The sequence below is a fragment of the Streptomyces sp. NPDC006624 genome, from assembly GCF_040611555.1.
In the GTDB taxonomy this organism is placed as follows: domain Bacteria; phylum Actinomycetota; class Actinomycetes; order Streptomycetales; family Streptomycetaceae; genus Streptomyces.
In genome coordinates this window covers 20054-37509 of the sequence record NZ_JBEXOM010000011.1, presented here as the reverse complement: position 1 = coordinate 37509, position 17456 = coordinate 20054, and the positions used below count along the sequence as shown (strand labels likewise).

Genomic DNA, 17456 nt, shown 5'->3' with positions numbered 1-17456 from the left:
AACCGCCATGCCGATCCACCCCAGGGAATCCGACCCGGCCGTGCCGGACCCGGCCGACCCGGCTCCGGAGGGCGCCGTGCGCCCTCCCCGAGGGGATCTTCCGCGCTCGAGCCCGCCGACCGGGCCGGGGTCCGGCACGGCCGGGGAACCCGGCCCCGACGCGGCCGGTGGCCCCGCACCGTCCGGGGACCAGCACACGGCCGAGCTCAGGGAACTCGAGGACCGCTGGCGGCGCGCGCTCGCCGACCTCGACAATCTCCGCAAGCGCCACGCCAGGGAACTGGAGCGGGAGCGGACGGCCGAGCGGTCCCGTACCGCCGCCGCCTTCCTGCCCGTCCTGGACAACCTCGAACTGGCGCTGACCCATGCGGGATCCGACCCCGGCGCGATCGTGGAGGGCGTCCGGGCGGTCCGCGACCAGGGGGTGAACGTCCTCGAACTGCTCGGCTACCCGCGGCACGCGGAGACCGGCGTCGCCTTCGACCCGGCCCGGCACGAGGTGGTCGGCGTCGTCCAGGCCGCTGATGCCCCACCGGGCACGGTCGTGGAGGTGCTGCGGCCGGGCTACGGGGACGGGGAACGGCAGCTCAGGCCCGCCGCCGTGACGGTCGCGAAGCGGGAGTGACCGGTCATGGCACAGGACTTCTACGAGGTGCTGGGCGTGTCACGGACCGCGAGCCAGGACGAGGTCCAGCAGGCATATCGCAAACTCGCCCGCAAGTACCACCCCGACGTCAACAAGGACCCGGGTGCGGAGGAACGCTTCAAGGATTTCAACGAGGCGTACAGCGTCCTGTCGGACCCCAGGACCCGGGCCCGCTACGACCGCTTCGGCGAGGACTTCCGGAAGGTCCCCGAGGACTGGGAGGAGCGGGTCGGCGCCGGCGCGGGACCCGGCGGCGGCTTCCACGCTCAAAGGACCGCGGGCGCGGGCGGCTCTCGTGTGCGGTACGCCGGCTTCGGCGACGGCTTCGGAGCGGAAGGCATCGACATCGAGGACCTGCTCGGTTCCATGTTCGGAGCCGGCGCTGCCCCGGGCGGCGTCCCCGGAGCCGACCAGGAGGCCGAGCTGCCGCTCACCGTCGAGGAGGCCTACAGGGGCGGCCGCCGCACCGTCACGCTCGCCGGCCCCACCGGGCAGCCGCGGCGGTACGAGGTCGACGTACCGCCCGGCGTCACCGACGGGCAGCGCATCCGGCTCGCGGGCGAGGGCGGCCGGGGAAGCGGTGACGCCCCCGCGGGCGACCTGTACCTGCGGGTGCGCATCCAGCCCCACCCCCGGTTCCGGCTGGACGGCCGCGACGTCCATGTACAGGTCCCGGTCAGCCCCTGGGAGGCGGCCCTGGGTGCGACCGTGCCGGTGCCCACCCCCGGCGGCGGCACGGCCAAGGTCACGGTGCCCGCGGGCTCCTCCAGCGGCCGGCGGCTGCGGCTGCGCGGCGAGGGCATGCCGAACCCGCGCGGCGCGAACGGCGACCTGTACGCCGAACTCCGCGTCATGGTGCCGCCCGCCCTCGGCGACCGGGAGCGCGAGCTGTTCGAGGAGCTCGCCGCCACCTCTTCGTACGACCCCAGGAGGACGCCATGAGCGACCGACCCTCATGGGCCGCGACCGGCGGCCGGACCGCCCGGGCCGAGGCGGGCGGACGTCCCGTACGGACGAGCGCCGGTTCCACGGCCGTGCGCTACGCGCTCGTCCCCGTGCCCAGGCTGTCCCTGGACACCGTGGCCCGCCGCGCGGGCCTCCACCCCGACCTGGTCCGCCGGTTCGTCGCCCTCGGCCTGGTCGACGCCGAACGCGACGCCGCGGGGCACCTGGTGTTCGACCCCGCGGCCCCGGCGGTCCTCGCCCGCGTCCAGCGGCTGCGCTCAGGACTCTGCCTCAACTACGCATCCATCGGTCTGGTGCTCGACCTGCTCGACCGCATCAGCCTGCTCGAAGCCGCACTGCGCGACCGCGGCAGGAGGAGTGACTCACCCCCATGGACATGAACCGTCTCACCCAGAAGTCACAGGAGGCCCTCCAGGAGGCGCAGACCGCCGCCGTCCGCATGGGCCAGACCGAGGTCGACGGTGAGCATCTGCTGCTCGCGCTCCTCGACCAGGAGGACGGCCTGATCCCGCGGCTGCTGCAACAGGCGGGCAGGGAGCCCGAGGAACTCGGTGCGGCTGTGCGTCAGGAGCTTTCCCGCCGGCCCAGGGTGACCGGCCCGGGTGCGGCACCGGGCCAGGTGTTCGTCACCCAGCGCCTGTCCCGGCTGCTGGACGCGGCCGAGCGGGAGGCCAAACGCCTCAAGGACGAGTACGTGTCCGTGGAGCACCTCCTGCTGGCCCTGGCCGAGGAGGGCTCGTCCACCGCCGCCGGACGGCTGCTCAAGGAGCACGGCATCACCCGGGACTCGTTCCTGAGCGCGCTGACCCGGATCCGCGGCAACCAGCGGGTCACCTCCGCCAACCCCGAAGTGGCCTATGAGGCTCTGGAGAAGTACGGCCGCGACCTGGTCGCCGAGGCCAGGGACGGCAAACTCGACCCGGTCATCGGCAGGGACGCCGAGATCCGCCGCGTCACCCAGATCCTCAGCCGCAAGACCAAGAACAACCCGGTCCTCATCGGCGACCCCGGCGTCGGCAAGACCGCCATCGTCGAGGGCCTCGCCCAGCGCATCGTCCGCGGCGACGTGCCCGAAGGACTGCGCGACAAGACCGTGTTCGCACTCGACATGGGCTCCCTGGTGGCCGGCGCCAAGTACCGGGGCGAGTTCGAGGAACGCCTCAAGGCCGTGCTGTCCGAGGTGAAGGCAGCCCAGGGGCACATCCTGCTCTTCGTCGACGAACTCCACACCGTCGTCGGCGCGGGCGCCGCCGAGGGAGCCATGGACGCGGGCAACATGCTCAAGCCGATGCTCGCCCGCGGCGAACTGCACATGATCGGCGCCACCACCCTCGACGAGTACCGCAAGCACATCGAGAAGGACGCCGCCCTCGAACGCCGCTTCCAGCAGGTCCTGGTCGACGAGCCGAGCGTGGAGGACACCATCTCCATCCTGCGCGGACTGCGCGAACGCCTGGAGATCTTCCACGGCGTGAAGATCCAGGACACCGCCCTGGTATCCGCTGCCACCCTCTCCCACCGCTACATCACCGACCGGTTCCTGCCCGACAAGGCCATCGACCTCGTCGACGAAGCCTGCGCCCGGCTGCGTACCGAGATCGACTCGATGCCCGCCGAACTCGACGAGATCACCCGCCGCGTCACCCGCCTGGAGATCGAGGAGGCCGCCCTCTCCAAGGAGACCGACCCCGCCAGCAAGACCCGCCTGGAGGAACTGCGCAAGGAACTGGCCGACCTGCGCGGTGAGGCCGACGCCAAACACGCCCAGTGGGAGGCCGAACGGCAGGCGATCCGCCGTGTGCAGGAACTGCGCCAGGAACTGGAACAGGTCCGCCACGAGGCGGAGGAGGCCGAACGCGCCTACGACCTCAACCGCGCCGCCGAACTCCGCTACGGCCGCCTCCAGGACCTGGAACGCCGGCTGAAGGCCGAGGAGGAGCAACTGGCCGCCAAACAGGGGCAGAACCGGCTGCTGCGCGAGGTCGTCACCGAGGAGGAGATCGCCGAGATCGTCGCCGCCTGGACCGGCGTTCCCGTCGCCCGCCTCCAGGAGGGCGAACGCGAGAAGCTGCTGCGCCTCGACGAGATCCTGCGCGAGCGCGTCATCGGCCAGGACGAGGCTGTCAAGCTCGTCGCCGACGCCATCATCCGCGCCCGTTCCGGCATCCGGGATCCGCGCCGCCCCATCGGCTCGTTCATCTTCCTCGGCCCGACCGGCGTCGGGAAGACCGAGCTGGCCAAGACCCTCGCGGCGGCCCTGTTCGACTCCGAGGAGAACATGGTCCGCCTCGACATGAGCGAGTACCAGGAGCGGCACACCGTCAGCCGGCTGATGGGCGCACCGCCCGGGTACGTCGGCTACGAGGAGGGCGGTCAGCTCACCGAGGCCGTACGCCGCAAGCCGTACTCGGTCGTGCTGTTCGACGAGATCGAGAAGGCGCACACCGACGTCTTCAACACCCTGCTGCAGATCCTCGACGACGGCCGCATCACCGACGCCCAGGGCCGCACCGTCGACTTCCGCAACACCGTGATCATCATGACGTCCAACATCGGCTCCGAGCACCTCCTCGACGGCGTCACCGCCGAGGGCGAGATCAAGCCGGACGCCCGCGCCCTGGTCATGGGTGAGCTGCGCGGGCACTTCCGCCCGGAGTTCCTCAACCGCGTCGACGACATCGTGCTGTTCAAGCCGCTCGGTGAGCGGCAGATCGAGCGGATCGTGGAGCTGCAGTTCGACGAACTGCGCCGCCGCCTGGCCGAGCGCCGCATCACCGTCGACCTCACCGAGGCGGCACGCGAGCTGATCGCCCACCAGGGCTACGACCCGGTGTACGGGGCCCGGCCGCTGCGGCGTTACATCTCCCACGAGGTGGAGACGCTGGTCGGGCGCGCCCTGCTGCGCGGCGACGTACAGGACGGCGCGACGGTCCGTGTGGACGCCGAGCACGGAGAGCTGGTCGTCACCTACGACCAGCCCGAGGGCATCAAGGGAGCGAGGGCGGCATGAGTACCGTGCAAGCCACCAACGTCACCTGCCCGCACTGCGGGCGCACCAACCGGGTGCCCGTGGCCGCCGAGGGCCGCCCCACGTGCGGCAACTGCAAACAGCCGCTGCCGTGGACGGCCGACGCGGGTGACGACGACTTCACCGAGGTCGTCGAGCAGGCCACCGTGCCCGTCGTCGTCGACCTGTGGGCCACCTGGTGTGGCCCCTGCCGCATGGTGAGCCCCGCGCTGGAGAAGGTCGCCGCCGATCTCGCGGGAAAGATCAAGCTGGTCAAGGTCGACATCGACCAGAACCCGCGCCTGGCGCAGCGGTTCGAGGTCCAGGCGGTACCGACGCTGCTGGTCCTCGACAAAGGGCGGACCATCGCCCGTCAGGCGGGTGCCGCACCTGCCCCTGTCCTGCGGCGGTGGGTGGAGCAGTCGATCGCCCCCCGCGAACCGGCCGGGAACGGGTGAACAGCCATGACCCTGAGAACCGACCCCCACCTCGCGCTCGTCCGGCCGGTCCGGCCGCTCACCCCCGAAGGGTGTCAGGAGTGTCTGCTGCTCGGCTCCCCGTGGGTCCACCTGAGGCTCTGCCTGACCTGCGGCCACGTCGGCTGCTGCGATTCCTCGCCGAACCGGCACGCGCGCCGTCACGCCGCCGCCGACGGCCATCCGATCGTGGCGTCGCTGGAGCCCGGCGAGGACTGGCGATGGTGCTTCGTCCACGAGGCGTTCGTGTGATGTCCGGCCACGAGACGCGGCCCGGCGCAGCGCAGGTGCCGGACGAGACGCAGGAGAGCGTCCCCTTCGAGACCGCCGACATCTACGGCGCCTATCCCCGCCTGCCGGAGGAGCAGATCGACCGCCTGGCGCAGCGTGGCCGGCGGCGCGCGGTTGACGCCGGCGACGTGCTCATCCGGGAGGGAGAGCGGTGCGAGACGTTCTATGTCGTCCTCGGCGGCTCGGTCGCCATCGTCGAGGGCTACGGCACACCCGACGAACGGCTGCTGCGGGTGCACGGCCCCGGCCGCTTCATCGGCGAACTCGGCCTGCTGAACGGGCAGGTGGCCTTCTACACCGCGACGGTCAGGGACCCCGGTGAGGTCCTCGCCCTGTCCATGGACCAGCTGCGTGACCTGGTGACCCGGGACTCCGTCCTCGGCGATCTGGTGCTGCGCGCCTGCCTCGGCCGCCGTGCCCTGCTCGTCGGGCAGGGCGCCGGATTCCGCATCGTCGGCTCGCGCTATTCGCCCGACACCCGGCGGCTGCGTGAGTTCGCCGCCCGCAACCGGCTGCCGTACCGCTGGATCGATCTGGAGACGGACGAGGAGGCCGAGGCGCTGCTGCGCCGCTTCGCGGTCGGTCCGGAGCAGACACCGCTGGTGATCTGGCGTGACACGACCCTGCTGCGCAATCCGAGCAACGCCGAACTGGCCCGGTTGATCGGCTTGCCGCCCCTGCCGTCGGGCAACGGCCGCGGCGATCTCCTCATCGTCGGCTCCGGTCCGGCCGGTCTCGCCGCCGCGGTGAACGCCGCCTCGGAGGGCCTCGGCACGACCCTGGTCGAGGCGATGGCCACCGGCGGCCAGGCCGGGACGTCGTCCCGCATCGAGAATCTGCTCGGCTTCCCTTCCGGCATCTCCGGCGCCGAACTCACCGACCGCGCCGTGCTCCAGGCCGGCAAGTTCGGCGCCCGGATCAGCGTCCCGGCGGAGGCGGCCCGCCTCGAACCGCGGGACGGCCACTACGCCGTCGGGTTCGCCGACGGCAGCGAGATCACCGCCCGCGCCGTCGTCCTGGCCACCGGCGCCCGCTACCGCCGCCTCCACGTGCCCGGCATCGAACGCCTGGAGGGAACGAGCGTCCACTACTCGGCGACCGTCTACGAAGCCCAGCAGTGCCGCACCGACCCGGTGGCCGTCGTCGGAGGCGGCAACTCCGCGGGCCAGGCCGTGCTCTTCCTGGCCGGGTACGCACCGCGGGTGCATCTGCTCGTCCGTGGGCCGAGCCTGGAGGCGCACATGTCCCGCTACCTGATCGATCAGGTCGAGCGCCACCCGCGGGTGCGCGTGCTGCTGCGCACCGAGATGACCGAGGCACTCGGCGACACGACGCTGGAGGCCGTCGACGTGGTCGACCACCGTACGGGCGAGCACCGCCGGCTCACGGTGCGGGCCCTGTTCGTCTTCACCGGCGCCGACCCCCACACCGAGTGGCTGTCCGGCGTGCTCGCCCTCGACGCGCGGGGCTTCGTGCTCACCGGCCCGGAGGCGCAGGCCCGCTCCGTTCCCGACGTGTGGCAGAGCCAGGGCCGCGACTGCATGACCCTGGAGACCAGCCTGCCCGGCGTCTTCGCCGCCGGCGACGTGCGCAGCGGCTCGGTGAAACGCGTGGCCTCCGCGGTCGGCGAGGGCGCGATGAGCATCCACTTCGTGCACCGCTGCCTGGGCCGCACGGCCGCGCCCGGCGGCACCGACAGCGCCCCGCGCACCCGTCCGAAGGGGTCCGCTTGGCTCGCATGACCCCGGAGAGCGACGAGATCACCAGAAGGAGAAGGAGGCGATGGGAGTGACCGCGCCCGTTCGGTACCAACGGGGTCGCAAAGCCCCGTCACGTCGAGATCAGCGAGGCGAGTGAAGGCACCGGGAGCAGCGGCTGAGACGCGAACGCCGCGGTTCCGGACCCCGTCCGGCACCGCGGCCGGACCGGCGAGGCCCGACGTCCGGGGTGACTCGTGGATGACGTGACTCGTGAATGACGTCCCGTGCCACACCTCTGCCCGTCTTCAACGCTTGCCCCCCTCTGCTCCGCACCCACGCGCGCAGCGTCAGGGCAGCGCGTCGCCCTCCTGGCGGACGAGGACATGGCTCATGCCGGCCTGTCATGGCCCCCCAGGCAGCTCTGCCGGCGGCGGTCACGCGCCGACGGACGGACGCGGCCGGCCCGGCAGCGCACCGGGCGAGCCCTATGACCAGCGGTGACCCCGGCAGAAAGAGGCAGCGATGAAATACGACGGATTCCTCTTGCGCAGCGCTTCCGGGGCGCTCTGCCCTGCTGCGGTCGACCGGATGATGTGGTCGGTGAAGCGCTGCAGGCCGAACTCCTCGCCCGCCTCGTCGCGTGACTCCACCACGCCGTCCGAGTAGAGCAGAATCCGGTCACCGGGTTCGAGGCTGACGTCGTGCACCAGAACTGCTCCGGAAGCCACGTCGCGAGCGCCTCGTCCGTGGTGCCCGCGAGTTCGTTCAGGTCTGCCCCGCTGCGTCGGGCGTTACGGCAGCCTGCCATGGCGGCAGAGGTGGCAAGGCCGGACGCCAGATCGTGCCCCATGTTCAGTGCGAGGAGCAGTGCCGCCGTTCGGCAGCGCCGTGGTATGAGCCCTCAGGGTGCTCATGTTCAGCCTCACGACGCCCAGCCGCTCCGCCCCGTCGGTCAGGGGCAGCCACACCTTCGAGCCGTCACGATCTGAGCTCTCCGGCACTCGAACTGGTGGCCGATCAGTCCGGAAGGCTGGGATGTGCCCTGCCGTGCCTGCGCCCCCGGGTGCGGTCGCCCCTCACAGCAGGAGGTCGAAGACGGCTCGTGCCTCGTCCCAGTGCTGAGTCCGGGGGTTCTTCAGGTCGGGGTGGAGGATCTTGAAACTCTCGGCGAGGGCCAGGCTGAGTCCGCCGATGATGTCCGGATAGGCCGCCTCGGTCTCCTCATCGGGCGTACGGTCCAGAGCGGGGTGGGTGGCGAGCTGTTCCAGGATCGGCTTGAGTTCTACTTCCTGGTCGATCTTCCGGAAGTGGTGAATGCTCTCCTGCAGACCTTTCGTGATCGGCAGGTCACAGGTCCGGATGACGTCGCGCCCGTTGGCCTTGGCGGTGGCCTGGGCGACGGTCAGCAGATCGTAGAGCTTGGCGTCGACGAAGTCGCTGTAGCGCTTGAGATCGTTCTTGTCGACGTTCAGTCCTGCGGCCGCACGGAAGAACTTCTCGAACCTGGCGATGGACATCACGGTCATGACGGCAACCTCCGGCTGCGGAGCCGGGTGGCTCCCGGCTCCTGGGCTTCTCAGTCAGCCTGGCCGACGGGGACGCGCGAACGCATGCGCATGTCGGGCCCAATCGGCCTCTCCGTCTTGCCCTGCCAGGCCCAGGCGTCCGGCTGCCCGGGGCGTTGGATGGGCGTGCGGACCGACGGCAGGGCCGGAGAGCGCTGGGGAGAGGCCGGTGAGCGGCGGCCCGCGCCGTCGACACGGCTCTTCCCGCCCACCGGCCGTCCCGCCGGATGCAGGCGGGGGCCCGCGTGTCACGCGGCGTCGGCGTTACCCAGGTGACGTCTGTGGGCACTTGGGATCGCGGGGCAGCCGGCGAGGAGGATCCACTCATGCGGGTGTCGTCTCAGGGCGTTACGGTCGTGGCTCTGCTGGCGGATCCGTACGCGCCGACGGAGATCGCACAGCGCATGGCCCGGACACTCTCCGCCCGGCTCGCCGACAGGTCGGGCCAGGGGCGACGGTTCGATGTCGAGGTGGTCAGTGAGCCCTTCACCTCGGGGACGGAGGACCCGCCCACTTTGATGCGCCGGATCATGGACCGTGGGAGCACGGAGAACTGGGACATCGTCGTGGCCCTCACCGACCTTCCGCTGCACTCACACGGCCGCAGGCTCGCGGTGAACCTGAATCACGAACACGGCTTGGCGCTGCTCTCGCTTCCCTCACTGGGGGGCCTGCGGCTGCTGACGAGGGCCCGGCGGGCCGTCGAAGAAGCCGTGCTCGACCTGGCGGGCCCGCACACCACCGGCGCTGAGGCACCTCCGCGACGTCGGACGACTCTGGGGCCCTTCGTCAATCGTCTCGCGCCCATTCGTCCGGGCCCGATCGGTGAGGAGGGGACCGACGATCTTCGGTACGTCGCCAGGGGGCCGCGCGGTTACCTGCGAGTACTCTTCGGCATGGTTCGCGCCAACCGGCCGTGGCGGTTGGTGACGGGCTTGTCGAAAGCCCTGGCGGCCGCACTCGCCACCGGGGCCATCGCCACCCTGGACTCCACCACCTGGAGCATCGCGGAGGCCCTGAGCGCGCCACGGCTCGTGATCGCCATGGTCGGGTCCGTCGGGCTCATGATCGGCTGGCTGATCGTGGACGGGGAGCTCTGGCATCGCTCAGCAGAAGGCGCACCGGAAGCGAGACGGAGGGCCAGGCTCTACAACGTCTCGACGGTCGTGACCGTGGGTGTCGGGGTGCTCGTCTGCTACGTGGGCTTGATGGTCATCAACTTGGTGTGGGCGCTGTTCATCCTCAACGACCAGGTGTTCGCTTCCCTGACGCGCACCCCGCTGCACGCCGAGGAGTACCTGACGCTGGCCTGGTTCGTCGCTTCGGTCGCCACCGTGGGCGGCGCGCTGGGATCGGGCTTGGAGAGCGACGAGGCGATCCGGGCGGCCGCCTACTCCAAGCGCGAACAGGAACGTCGCCGCACGCTTGAGAACGACCACGAGGACTAGCCGGAGTACGAGTCGGGGACACGGCGGTGGCCGGTGGTCGTCCGGATGAGAAGATCCTGCTGATCGATGCGCGCGTGCTCGTTTCGCGTCGAGGTCGACGGGGACCCGGGCGGCACGCCGCCGGCAGTCCGCATCGCAGGCCGCCGGCCGCGCCGTTGCACCTGATCCGGGTGAACGACCCGCAGAGGCATGCCGGAGCCACGGACCGCCTCCCACGCCCCCGGCGTTCCACGCCCGGGAGTGAGGCCTTTCGCGCCGTCTCGTCACCGCATTGGTGCGGTCATGCCGCCACAGCAAGGGACTGCAGTCATGAGAGCAGCGGTATACGAAGGCCCGCGAACGGTCGCGGTGAAGGACGTACCGGACGCGAGGATCGAGCACCCCTGCGACATCCTCGTCAAGATCACCACCACCAACATCTGCGGTTCGGACCTGCACATGTACGAGGGCCGCACCTCGTTCGAGTCCGGCCGCACCCTGGGACACGAGAACATGGGCCAGGTCGTGGAGGTCGGCTCGGCCGTGCGCAAGGTCCAGGTCGGCGAGTATGTGGTGCTGCCCTTCAACATCGCCTGCGGCTTCTGCAAGCAGTGCGAGCGGGGGCTGACCAACTACTGCCTGACCATGCAGCCGGAACCGGCCCTCGCCGGAGCCGCCTACGGATTCGCGGAGATGGGCCCCTACCAGGGCGGCCAGGCGGAACTGCTGCGCGTGCCCTACGGCGACTTCAACGCGCTGCGCCTGGGCGAGGACGCCGCCGAGCGGCAGACCGACTACGTGATGCTCGCCGACATCTTCCCCACCGGCTATCACGCCACGGAGATGGCCGGCGTCAAGCCGGGCGACCAGACCATCGTCTTCGGGGCCGGTCCCGTCGGGCTGATGGCGGCCTACTCGGCCCTGCTCAAGGGCGCAGGGCGCGTCTGGGTGGCCGACCACCAGCCCGACCGGCTCCGCAAGGCGGAGGAGCTCGGGGCCATCCCGATCAACACCGCCGAGCAGGACCCGGCGGAGGTCGTCAAGGAAGCCACCCTCGGTCTGGGCGCCGACAACGGCTGTGAATGCGTCGGCTACCAGGCACACGACCACGAGGGACACGAGGACGCCAGCATCACGCTCAACGGCCTGATCGACTCGGTCAGGTTCACGGGCCACATCGGCGTGGTGGGCGTGTTCCTGCCCCAGGACCCCGGCGGCGAAGAGGCCCAGGGCGAGCTGGAGGCGCAGGGGAAGGTTCCGATCGACTTCGGCATGATGTGGTTCAAGGGCCAGCGCATGGGCACGGGGCAGGCGCCGGTGAAGAAGTACAACCGGGCGCTGCGGGATCTGATCGCCGGCGGCAAGGCGAAGCCGAGCTTCGTCGTCTCGCACGAACTCGGCCTGGACGAGGCCCCCACCGCCTACGAGCACTTCGACGCCCGTGACGAGGGCTGGACCAAGGTGGTCCTGCATCCGAACGGACACGGCAACGGCAGCAGGCGATAAGAACCCAGGGACCGCCGCCCGTCTGTCTCCCCGGACCAGTCCGGGTGACGGGTGGCAGTCACCCTGATTCCGGCAGGGGCTGGACCAGCGGCGAGCACCGGAGTCCGGCCCGGCAGGACGGACCGCGGCCCCGCATGCTCGCCGGGCCGGAGGCGAAGACCGTGCGAGGCAGACCCGGGGACTGGTGAGGCCGCATGGTGATGTGCCGCGAATGCACCGACGCTCGGCTCTCGGGCCCGGCGGGAGGCTTCCTCGCCCGGCGGCCGCACCCCGACCGGGCCGCCTCGACCCGGCAAAGCGTTCCGGCCGGGCTCACACCGTGAGGTGGCTGCGGACCTTCGGGGAGGTCGCGCGCTCCGGGCTCACGATCGAGGAGACGCGGCTGGAGCCCCTGCTCGCGCTGCGCACGGCTGCCGGGGTGGCGCTCGTCATCGGACCGGCGCTGTGGCTGGTCTCCCCCGCGTATGCCGCGTCCGCTGCCCTCGGTGCCTACTCCGCGGGTGCGGCCACCTTCCAGCGCAGCTGGCGTCCGCGCAAGGTGATCGCGCTCGGCGCGGGCGTGGGCCTGGCGCTCAGTACCTTCGTGGGCTACCTGGCGGCGGGGCGCCTCGTGACGTTCCTCCCGGTGCTGGGCGTGTGGGCCTTCGCCGCGGGGATGGCGTGGGCCCTCGGATCGACCGCGGGGATCGTCGCAGCGACGACGGTCGGCAGCATGCTGGTGACCATCACCCTGCCCACGAGCGTCGGGCGAGCTCTGGAACACGCCGGGGTCATCGCGCTCGGAGGGGTGGCGCAGGCCGTGCTGATCCTGGTGTTTCCGATGCGCCGCTGGGGGGCGCATCGGGACGCGCTGGCCGACGCTCTGGCCGCCGTGGCTGACCACGCCCGCCGGCTGCGGCACGACCCGACCGCGCCGTTCGACCCGGAGCCGCTGATGACGGCCCGGGACGCGGCCGCCGTGACGCCATCACAGGCCCGCACCCGGCCGCCCGTCCTCCACGGCCCCCGGGGCCTCGCCGAGCGCATTCTGCCGGTCGTCGCCGCGCTCGCCGATCCGCACGTCGGCGCCCCGGCGGAGGGACCCGGGCGGGACCGGGCACGGGAGTTGCTCGGCGCGGCCGCCGATGTCCTGGACGCGGCCGCCCGTTCGATCCGCCGCGGCACTCCCGCCGAGATACCTCCCCCGAGCGCGGGCGTCCTGCGCGTTGACGAGGAGGGCGAGGTGCTGGAGGGGCCCGCCCGGCAGGCCGCCGAACGGCTCGTGGAACTGCTCGCCGAGGCACTGGAGATCGCCGGGAGCGGCGGGGCGCGCGACAAGGCGCCTACGCCGCCCGGCCCCGCGAGCGCCCGGTTCCTGGTGCGCCCGACCATGTTCAGGCTGCTCCCGGTCGTCCTCCGTGCGGTCCGCCGTGAGCTCCGCCGGGACTCGCCCGTGTTCCGGCACGCCGTCCGCCTGGCGGCGGTGGCCACGCTCGGCTATCTCATCGCTTCCCGGCTGCCCGTGGAACACGGCTACTGGGCGCCCATCGCCTCGGTGATGGTGATGCGGCCGGACTTCCACCGGACGTACGCGCGTGCGGTGGGCCGTCTCGCCGGGACCCTGGCGGGGGTCGCGCTCGCCACCGGGATGGTGCGGGCCCTGGGCCCGGACGCCGAGGTGTTCGGCGCGCTGGCGGTGGTCGCGGCGGCCCTGTCGTACACGCTGTTCCGTACCGGCTACGCCTACTCCCAGTGCTTCACTGCCGCGTACGTCGTCTTCCTGCTCGGCATGGGCGGCCAGGCGTGGGAGCAGACGGTCCCGGAGCGGGTGGTGCTCACCCTGCTCGGCGGGGCCCTGGCCATGCTGGCGTACGTGGCGTTCCCCGCATGGGAGACCCCTCGGCTGCCGGGCCGGCTGGCGGACTGGCTCGCCGCCGACGGCCGCTACGCGGCCGCGGTGCTCCGCAGCCACGCCGAACCGACCCGGGAGCATCGGGCCGACATGCGCAGGGCCCTGCTGGCGAGCAGGCAGGCACGTGCCGCCTGGCAGGAGGCCTACGACCAGGCGAGGCAGGAACCGGTCGGCCCCAGAGGTCTGACATCGCGCGAGGCCGAGGAGGCGCAGGAGGCGCTCGAGGGACTCGACCGGGCAGTGATGCTCCTGGAGAGCCACGTCCCGCGGGCCGGCAGCCGTTTCGCCCCGGACGCGGAGCGGCTCGCCGAGGCCCTGGAGGCGGACACCGCGCAGGCGGCGGAGGATGTGCGCGAGCACAGGAATCCGGACTGGGGACGGCGCGTGGAGGAGGCGCTCGACGCGTGGGAGGGCACCGCCGGGGACCGGAGCCCGGTGCTGCGACGCGGGGCGGAACTGCAGAAGCGGGCCCTGGAGGACCTCGCGGCAGCAGTGAGCCGCACACCCTTGGAACGGGACGTCAGCTCCGCTCGCGAGGAGCATCGGGTGCGGGCGGCCGCGGCTGGGGGTGACGGATCAGGACCCGCGCACCGGGGTGGGTGACGGCTCCGGCGACCGGGAGCGCCGCGCCTCCTGGAACGGGAAGCGGACTCCCGGCCGCGTCGAGCGCCGCCACACGCACACCGCTGTCGTCATCACTCTGCGGATGCCGGCAATCAGGCCGACGAGAAACGGCTCGGTCCGGTTCCTGGTGGTGAGGCGGACGGTGTGGAGCAGTTCGTCCACGATGAACGCACCAGGCCGCTGTCCGGGGCGGAGAGAACGACCGCCTCCTCGCGGTACGGCCCCTGGACCGACCGGGCTCCAGCCGGTGCGGGGCTGCTAGGGCGCGACGCCGATCACCACATGGGCGCAGCGCTCCGGCGAGACCGCGAGACGGGCGGTCAGGCCGCTGCGCCCGAAGACGTCCACCGCGGTCGGCGCCTGGTGCCGGCTCGTCTCCACCAGGACGCAGCCGCCCGGCGCGAGCCAGCGGGGCGCCTCGGCCGCGACCCGCCGCAGGACGTCGAGGCCGTCGGTGCCGCCGTCGAGGGCGACCAGCGGCTCGTGGTCGCGGGCCTCCTGCGGCAGCAGGGCGATCTCGTCGCTGGGGACGTAGGGCACGTTGGCCGCGAGGATGCCGACGCGGCCGCGCAGCTCAGGGGGCAGCGCCTCGAACAGGTCGCCTTGATGGACGCGGCCGCCGGCGGCGGCGACGTTGCCGCGGGCGCAGTCCACGGCCGCCGGGTCGATGTCGGCCGCGTGCAGTTCGACGGGGCCGAGCCCGGCGGCCAGCGCCGCGCCCACGGCGCCCGAGCCGCAGCACAGATCCACCACGACGGTGGCACCGGGAGCCTGCGCGAGGGCCTGCTCCACCAGGAACTCGGTGCGGCGGCGCGGCACGAAGACGCCCGGTGTGACGGTGATGCGCAGACCCATGAACCCGGCCCAGCCGACGACGAGTTCGAGGGGCAGTCCGCTGACGCGGCGCGCCACCATGGCGGCGGTCTCGGCCGGGGTGCGCGCGGTGGAGAGGATCAACTCGGCCTCGTCCTCGGCGAAGACACAGCCCGCCGCGCGCAGCGCGGCGACGACGGAGTCACGGGGGGACGGTGGGGAGGGAGGAACGGAGGACACAGACGGCATGGAAACCCGGAGCCTTTCGGGAACCGAAGGGCGCTCCTGCGGTCGCCTAGGGCCGGCGATCCGCTCGACGACGGGACGTGAGCACCCGAGCTGACACAGCGGTAATGGGTCTCACCTCCCCGGTCCCGGCGGCTGGGTCCGTCCACAGCCGGCGGCAACCCTACCCGACGACCCCGCCGCGCGGCACGGCCCGGCAGGCCGCCCGTCGCCGAGGGGGCGTGGTTGGGGCATGCAACCATGGAGGGAGCAGGCAGCGCCGTGAGGGAGGTCCCGTGCACACCGCCGACGCCGTGGAGACCATCCAGCGGGAGATGACGGCCTTCGCCCGCCGTGCCCGTGCCGCGGCCGCACGCATGCATCCCGAGCTGTCGCTGGTGTCGTACACGCTGCTGGGGCACCTGGAGGAGAGCGGCAGCTGCCGCGCCACCGACCTGGCCGCCCACTACGCCCTGGACAAGTCCACCGTCAGCCGCCAGGTGACCGCGCTGGAGCGCGCCGGGCTCGTCGAGCGCCGCCCCGGCGAGCGGGACCACCGCGTCCAGGTGCTGCGTCTGACGCGGGACGGGCGCCGTGTCCTGGCCCGGGTCGCCGAGAGCCGCCGGGCGGCCTTCGGGGAGCGGCTGGCGCACTGGCCGGCGGAGGACCTGTCCCGGTTCGCGGACTACCTGGTGCGGTACAACGCGGGATCCGGGCCCGGCCCGCGGGGCTAGGACGCACCGCACGTACGGTGGAGTACGCAGACACCGAGCACAGCCGCCCGGCGGGGCACCGCCGGTCCGGTCCGGAGGCACCACCGCCATGCACATCACCCGAGGCTTCACGGGGCGCCCGCGCGCCGACGACCCCGGCCTGCCGCCCGGCCAGTACGACGCCCGCGACGACTGGCCCGTCCTGTCCGCCGAGGTCACCCCCGACCTGGCACCCGCCGACTGGACCTTCCGCGTCGACGGGCTGGTCGAGGAGCCCCGCACCTGGGACTGGGACGAGGCGCACCGGCTGCCGCCGTCGGCGTACGAGGGGGCCATCCACTGTGTGACGGGGTGGTCGAAGTTCGGGACGCGGTTCTCGGGCGTGTCCCTGGACGCGTTCCTCGACGCCGTCCGGCCCCGGGCGTCGGCGACCCATGCCGTGGCCTACGCGCACACCGGCTACACCGCGAACCTCCCGCTCGCCGACCTGACCGGCGGGCGCGCCTGGATCGCGTGGGAGTACGACGGGAAGCCGCTCGCCCCGGAGCACGGCGGCCCGGCGCGGCTGCTGGTGCCGCACCTGTACTTCTGGAAGAGCGCCAAGTGGATCGCGGGCCTGCGCATCCTCGACCACGACGAGCCCGGCTTCTGGGAGGGCAACGGCTATCACGAGCGGGGCAACCCCTGGCAGGAGCAGAGGTACTCCGGTGACTGAGACCTTCGTGCCTCCCACGCGGTTCGCCGTGCCCGGGCGGATCGCCGTGAGCGAGCAGGCCGCCTCCGTGTGGCGGACCGCCACCCTCACCGAGATCCGCCGCGAGACCCCGCGGGTGTCGACCTTCCGGTTCGCCGTGCCCGGCTGGCCGGGCCATCTGCCCGGGCAGCATCTGATGGTGCGGCTGACCGCGGACGACGGCTACGCGGCCCAGCGCCACTACTCGATCGCGTCCGCGCCGGACGACTCCGGGCACGTCGAGCTCACCCTGGACCACGTGGAGGGCGGTGAGGTGTCGGGCTGGTTCCACACCGTGGCCCGGCCGGGCGACCGGGTCGGGATGCGGGGCCCGGTGAGCGGCTTCTTCGCCTGGCCCGGCGACCGGCCCGCGCTGCTGATCGGCGCCGGCTCGGGGGTCGTGCCGCTGATGTCGATGGTCCGGCACCACCGGGCGCGCGACCTGGACGTGCCGGTGCGGCTGCTGGTGTCCGCGCGCAGCCCCGAGGACCTCATCTACGCCCGGGAACTGGGTGCCGAGACGACACCGGTGTTCACGCGCAGCGCGCCGGAGGGTGTCGCGGTGGGACGTATGGCGGCCGCCCATGTGGCACCGCTCCTGGCCGATCCGCCTCCTGGTGGGTGGGAGGCCTATGTGTGCGGCTCCAACTCCTTCGCCGAGCACGCCTCCCGGCTGCTGGTGACGGCCGGTCAGCCCGTGGACCGCATCCGGATCGAGCGGTTCGGCTGACGCGCCGGCGGCCGCCGTCCCGGCGCCGCGGGCCGGGTGCGGCGGGGAACGTGCCGGCCGGGCCGTGCGCCGTGTTTCGTATCCCGGCTGTTTCGCCGGGATCGGGCCGGGCACCCAGCCGGAGGGCCACGGCGCGCCGCGCG

The 17456-nt window shown here is 72.4% G+C and carries 15 protein-coding genes and 1 pseudogene; 13 read left to right on the top strand and 3 right to left on the bottom strand.

Annotation, left to right across the window (positions count from 1 at the left end):
• The first annotated feature begins 7 nt into the window (after positions 1-7).
• The 7 genes from grpE to ABZY20_RS21145 are packed head-to-tail and all read left to right on the top strand — an operon-like array spanning position 8 to position 7128.
• Entirely contained in the window at positions 8-625 is a 618-nt protein-coding gene (gene grpE / locus ABZY20_RS21175) for a nucleotide exchange factor GrpE (protein WP_356443045.1), read from the top strand.
• A gap of 6 nt (positions 626-631) precedes the next feature.
• A complete protein-coding gene (locus ABZY20_RS21170) occupies positions 632-1588 on the top strand; it encodes a J domain-containing protein (protein WP_356443044.1) in 957 nt (318 codons plus the stop codon).
• Entirely contained in the window at positions 1585-1992 is a 408-nt protein-coding gene (locus ABZY20_RS21165; protein ID WP_356443043.1) for a chaperone modulator CbpM, read from the top strand. Before ABZY20_RS21170 ends, ABZY20_RS21165 begins: the two co-directional genes overlap by 4 nt.
• Positions 1983-4622, top strand: a complete 2640-nt coding sequence (gene clpB, locus ABZY20_RS21160; RefSeq protein WP_356443042.1) for an ATP-dependent chaperone ClpB — start codon at positions 1983-1985, stop codon at positions 4620-4622. Before ABZY20_RS21165 ends, clpB begins: the two co-directional genes overlap by 10 nt.
• Positions 4619-5077: a thioredoxin gene (gene trxA / locus ABZY20_RS21155; protein ID WP_356443041.1), complete on the top strand. Its 459-nt coding sequence runs from the start codon at positions 4619-4621 to the stop codon at positions 5075-5077. Before clpB ends, trxA begins: the two co-directional genes overlap by 4 nt.
• Before the next feature lie 6 nt (positions 5078-5083).
• Positions 5084-5347: a UBP-type zinc finger domain-containing protein gene (locus ABZY20_RS21150; protein WP_356443040.1), complete on the top strand. Its 264-nt coding sequence runs from the start codon at positions 5084-5086 to the stop codon at positions 5345-5347.
• Positions 5347-7128, top strand: coding sequence for an FAD-dependent oxidoreductase (locus ABZY20_RS21145; RefSeq protein WP_356443039.1), 1782 nt, complete (start codon positions 5347-5349; stop codon positions 7126-7128). Before ABZY20_RS21150 ends, ABZY20_RS21145 begins: the two co-directional genes overlap by 1 nt.
• Positions 7129-7631: 503 nt before the next feature.
• Here ABZY20_RS21145 and ABZY20_RS21140 read toward each other — a convergent pair.
• Both ABZY20_RS21140 and ABZY20_RS21135 read right to left on the bottom strand, forming a co-directional pair.
• A pseudogene (locus tag ABZY20_RS21140) lies at positions 7632-7960 on the bottom strand (SpoIIE family protein phosphatase); the annotation flags it as partial.
• Between the two features lie 202 nt (positions 7961-8162).
• Positions 8163-8612 (bottom strand): DUF1931 family protein, encoded by a 450-nt coding sequence (locus ABZY20_RS21135; protein ID WP_356443038.1) that lies wholly within the window; start codon positions 8610-8612, stop codon positions 8163-8165.
• Between the two features lie 395 nt (positions 8613-9007).
• Here ABZY20_RS21135 and ABZY20_RS21130 point away from each other — a divergent pair, with 395 nt between their 5' ends.
• The 3 genes from ABZY20_RS21130 to ABZY20_RS21120 all read left to right on the top strand — a co-directional run bounded on the left by ABZY20_RS21130 (position 9008) and on the right by ABZY20_RS21120 (position 14078).
• Positions 9008-10099, top strand: a complete 1092-nt coding sequence (locus tag ABZY20_RS21130; protein WP_356443037.1) for a hypothetical protein — start codon at positions 9008-9010, stop codon at positions 10097-10099.
• Positions 10100-10408: 309 nt separating this feature from the next.
• Positions 10409-11584: a glutathione-independent formaldehyde dehydrogenase gene (locus ABZY20_RS21125; protein ID WP_356443036.1), complete on the top strand. Its 1176-nt coding sequence runs from the start codon at positions 10409-10411 to the stop codon at positions 11582-11584.
• 319 nt (positions 11585-11903) lie between these two features.
• A complete protein-coding gene (locus ABZY20_RS21120) occupies positions 11904-14078 on the top strand; it encodes an FUSC family protein (RefSeq protein WP_356443035.1) in 2175 nt (724 codons plus the stop codon).
• Between the two features lie 279 nt (positions 14079-14357).
• Here the strand turns inward: ABZY20_RS21120 and ABZY20_RS21115 are convergent, their stop codons facing one another.
• On the bottom strand, positions 14358-15161 hold the full coding sequence (locus ABZY20_RS21115) for a putative protein N(5)-glutamine methyltransferase (RefSeq protein WP_356443034.1): 804 nt from the start codon (positions 15159-15161) through the stop codon (positions 14358-14360).
• 272 nt (positions 15162-15433) lie between these two features.
• On the opposite strand from ABZY20_RS21115, the gene ABZY20_RS21110 reads away from it, so the two are divergent.
• The 3 genes from ABZY20_RS21110 to ABZY20_RS21100 all read left to right on the top strand — a co-directional run bounded on the left by ABZY20_RS21110 (position 15434) and on the right by ABZY20_RS21100 (position 17313).
• A complete protein-coding gene (locus ABZY20_RS21110) occupies positions 15434-15871 on the top strand; it encodes a MarR family winged helix-turn-helix transcriptional regulator (protein WP_356443033.1) in 438 nt (145 codons plus the stop codon).
• 88 nt (positions 15872-15959) lie between these two features.
• Entirely contained in the window at positions 15960-16565 is a 606-nt protein-coding gene (locus ABZY20_RS21105) for a sulfite oxidase-like oxidoreductase (RefSeq protein WP_356443032.1), read from the top strand.
• Complete coding sequence (locus ABZY20_RS21100; RefSeq protein WP_356443031.1) at positions 16558-17313, top strand: ferredoxin reductase; 756 nt, start codon at positions 16558-16560, stop codon at positions 17311-17313. Before ABZY20_RS21105 ends, ABZY20_RS21100 begins: the two co-directional genes overlap by 8 nt.
• Positions 17314-17456 lie beyond the last annotated feature (143 nt).

What these genes read in the sequence shown, in the direction of transcription:
- ABZY20_RS21170 (WP_356443044.1), top strand. Translation starts at nt 632, where the DNA reads ATGGCACAGGACTTCTACGAGGTGCTGGGCGTGTCACGGACCGCGAGC.
- clpB (WP_356443042.1), top strand. Translation starts at nt 1,983, where the DNA reads ATGGACATGAACCGTCTCACCCAGAAGTCACAGGAGGCCCTCCAGGAG.
- ABZY20_RS21145 (WP_356443039.1), top strand. Translation starts at nt 5,347, where the DNA reads ATGTCCGGCCACGAGACGCGGCCCGGCGCAGCGCAGGTGCCGGACGAG.
- ABZY20_RS21125 (WP_356443036.1), top strand. Translation starts at nt 10,409, where the DNA reads ATGAGAGCAGCGGTATACGAAGGCCCGCGAACGGTCGCGGTGAAGGAC.
- ABZY20_RS21135 (WP_356443038.1), bottom strand. Translation starts at nt 8,612, where the DNA reads ATGACCGTGATGTCCATCGCCAGGTTCGAGAAGTTCTTCCGTGCGGCC.
- ABZY20_RS21165 (WP_356443043.1), top strand. Translation starts at nt 1,585, where the DNA reads ATGAGCGACCGACCCTCATGGGCCGCGACCGGCGGCCGGACCGCCCGG.
- ABZY20_RS21105 (WP_356443032.1), top strand. Translation starts at nt 15,960, where the DNA reads ATGCACATCACCCGAGGCTTCACGGGGCGCCCGCGCGCCGACGACCCC.
- trxA (WP_356443041.1), top strand. Translation starts at nt 4,619, where the DNA reads ATGAGTACCGTGCAAGCCACCAACGTCACCTGCCCGCACTGCGGGCGC.
- grpE (WP_356443045.1), top strand. Translation starts at nt 8, where the DNA reads ATGCCGATCCACCCCAGGGAATCCGACCCGGCCGTGCCGGACCCGGCC.
- ABZY20_RS21150 (WP_356443040.1), top strand. Translation starts at nt 5,084, where the DNA reads ATGACCCTGAGAACCGACCCCCACCTCGCGCTCGTCCGGCCGGTCCGG.
- ABZY20_RS21115 (WP_356443034.1), bottom strand. Translation starts at nt 15,161, where the DNA reads ATGCCGTCTGTGTCCTCCGTTCCTCCCTCCCCACCGTCCCCCCGTGAC.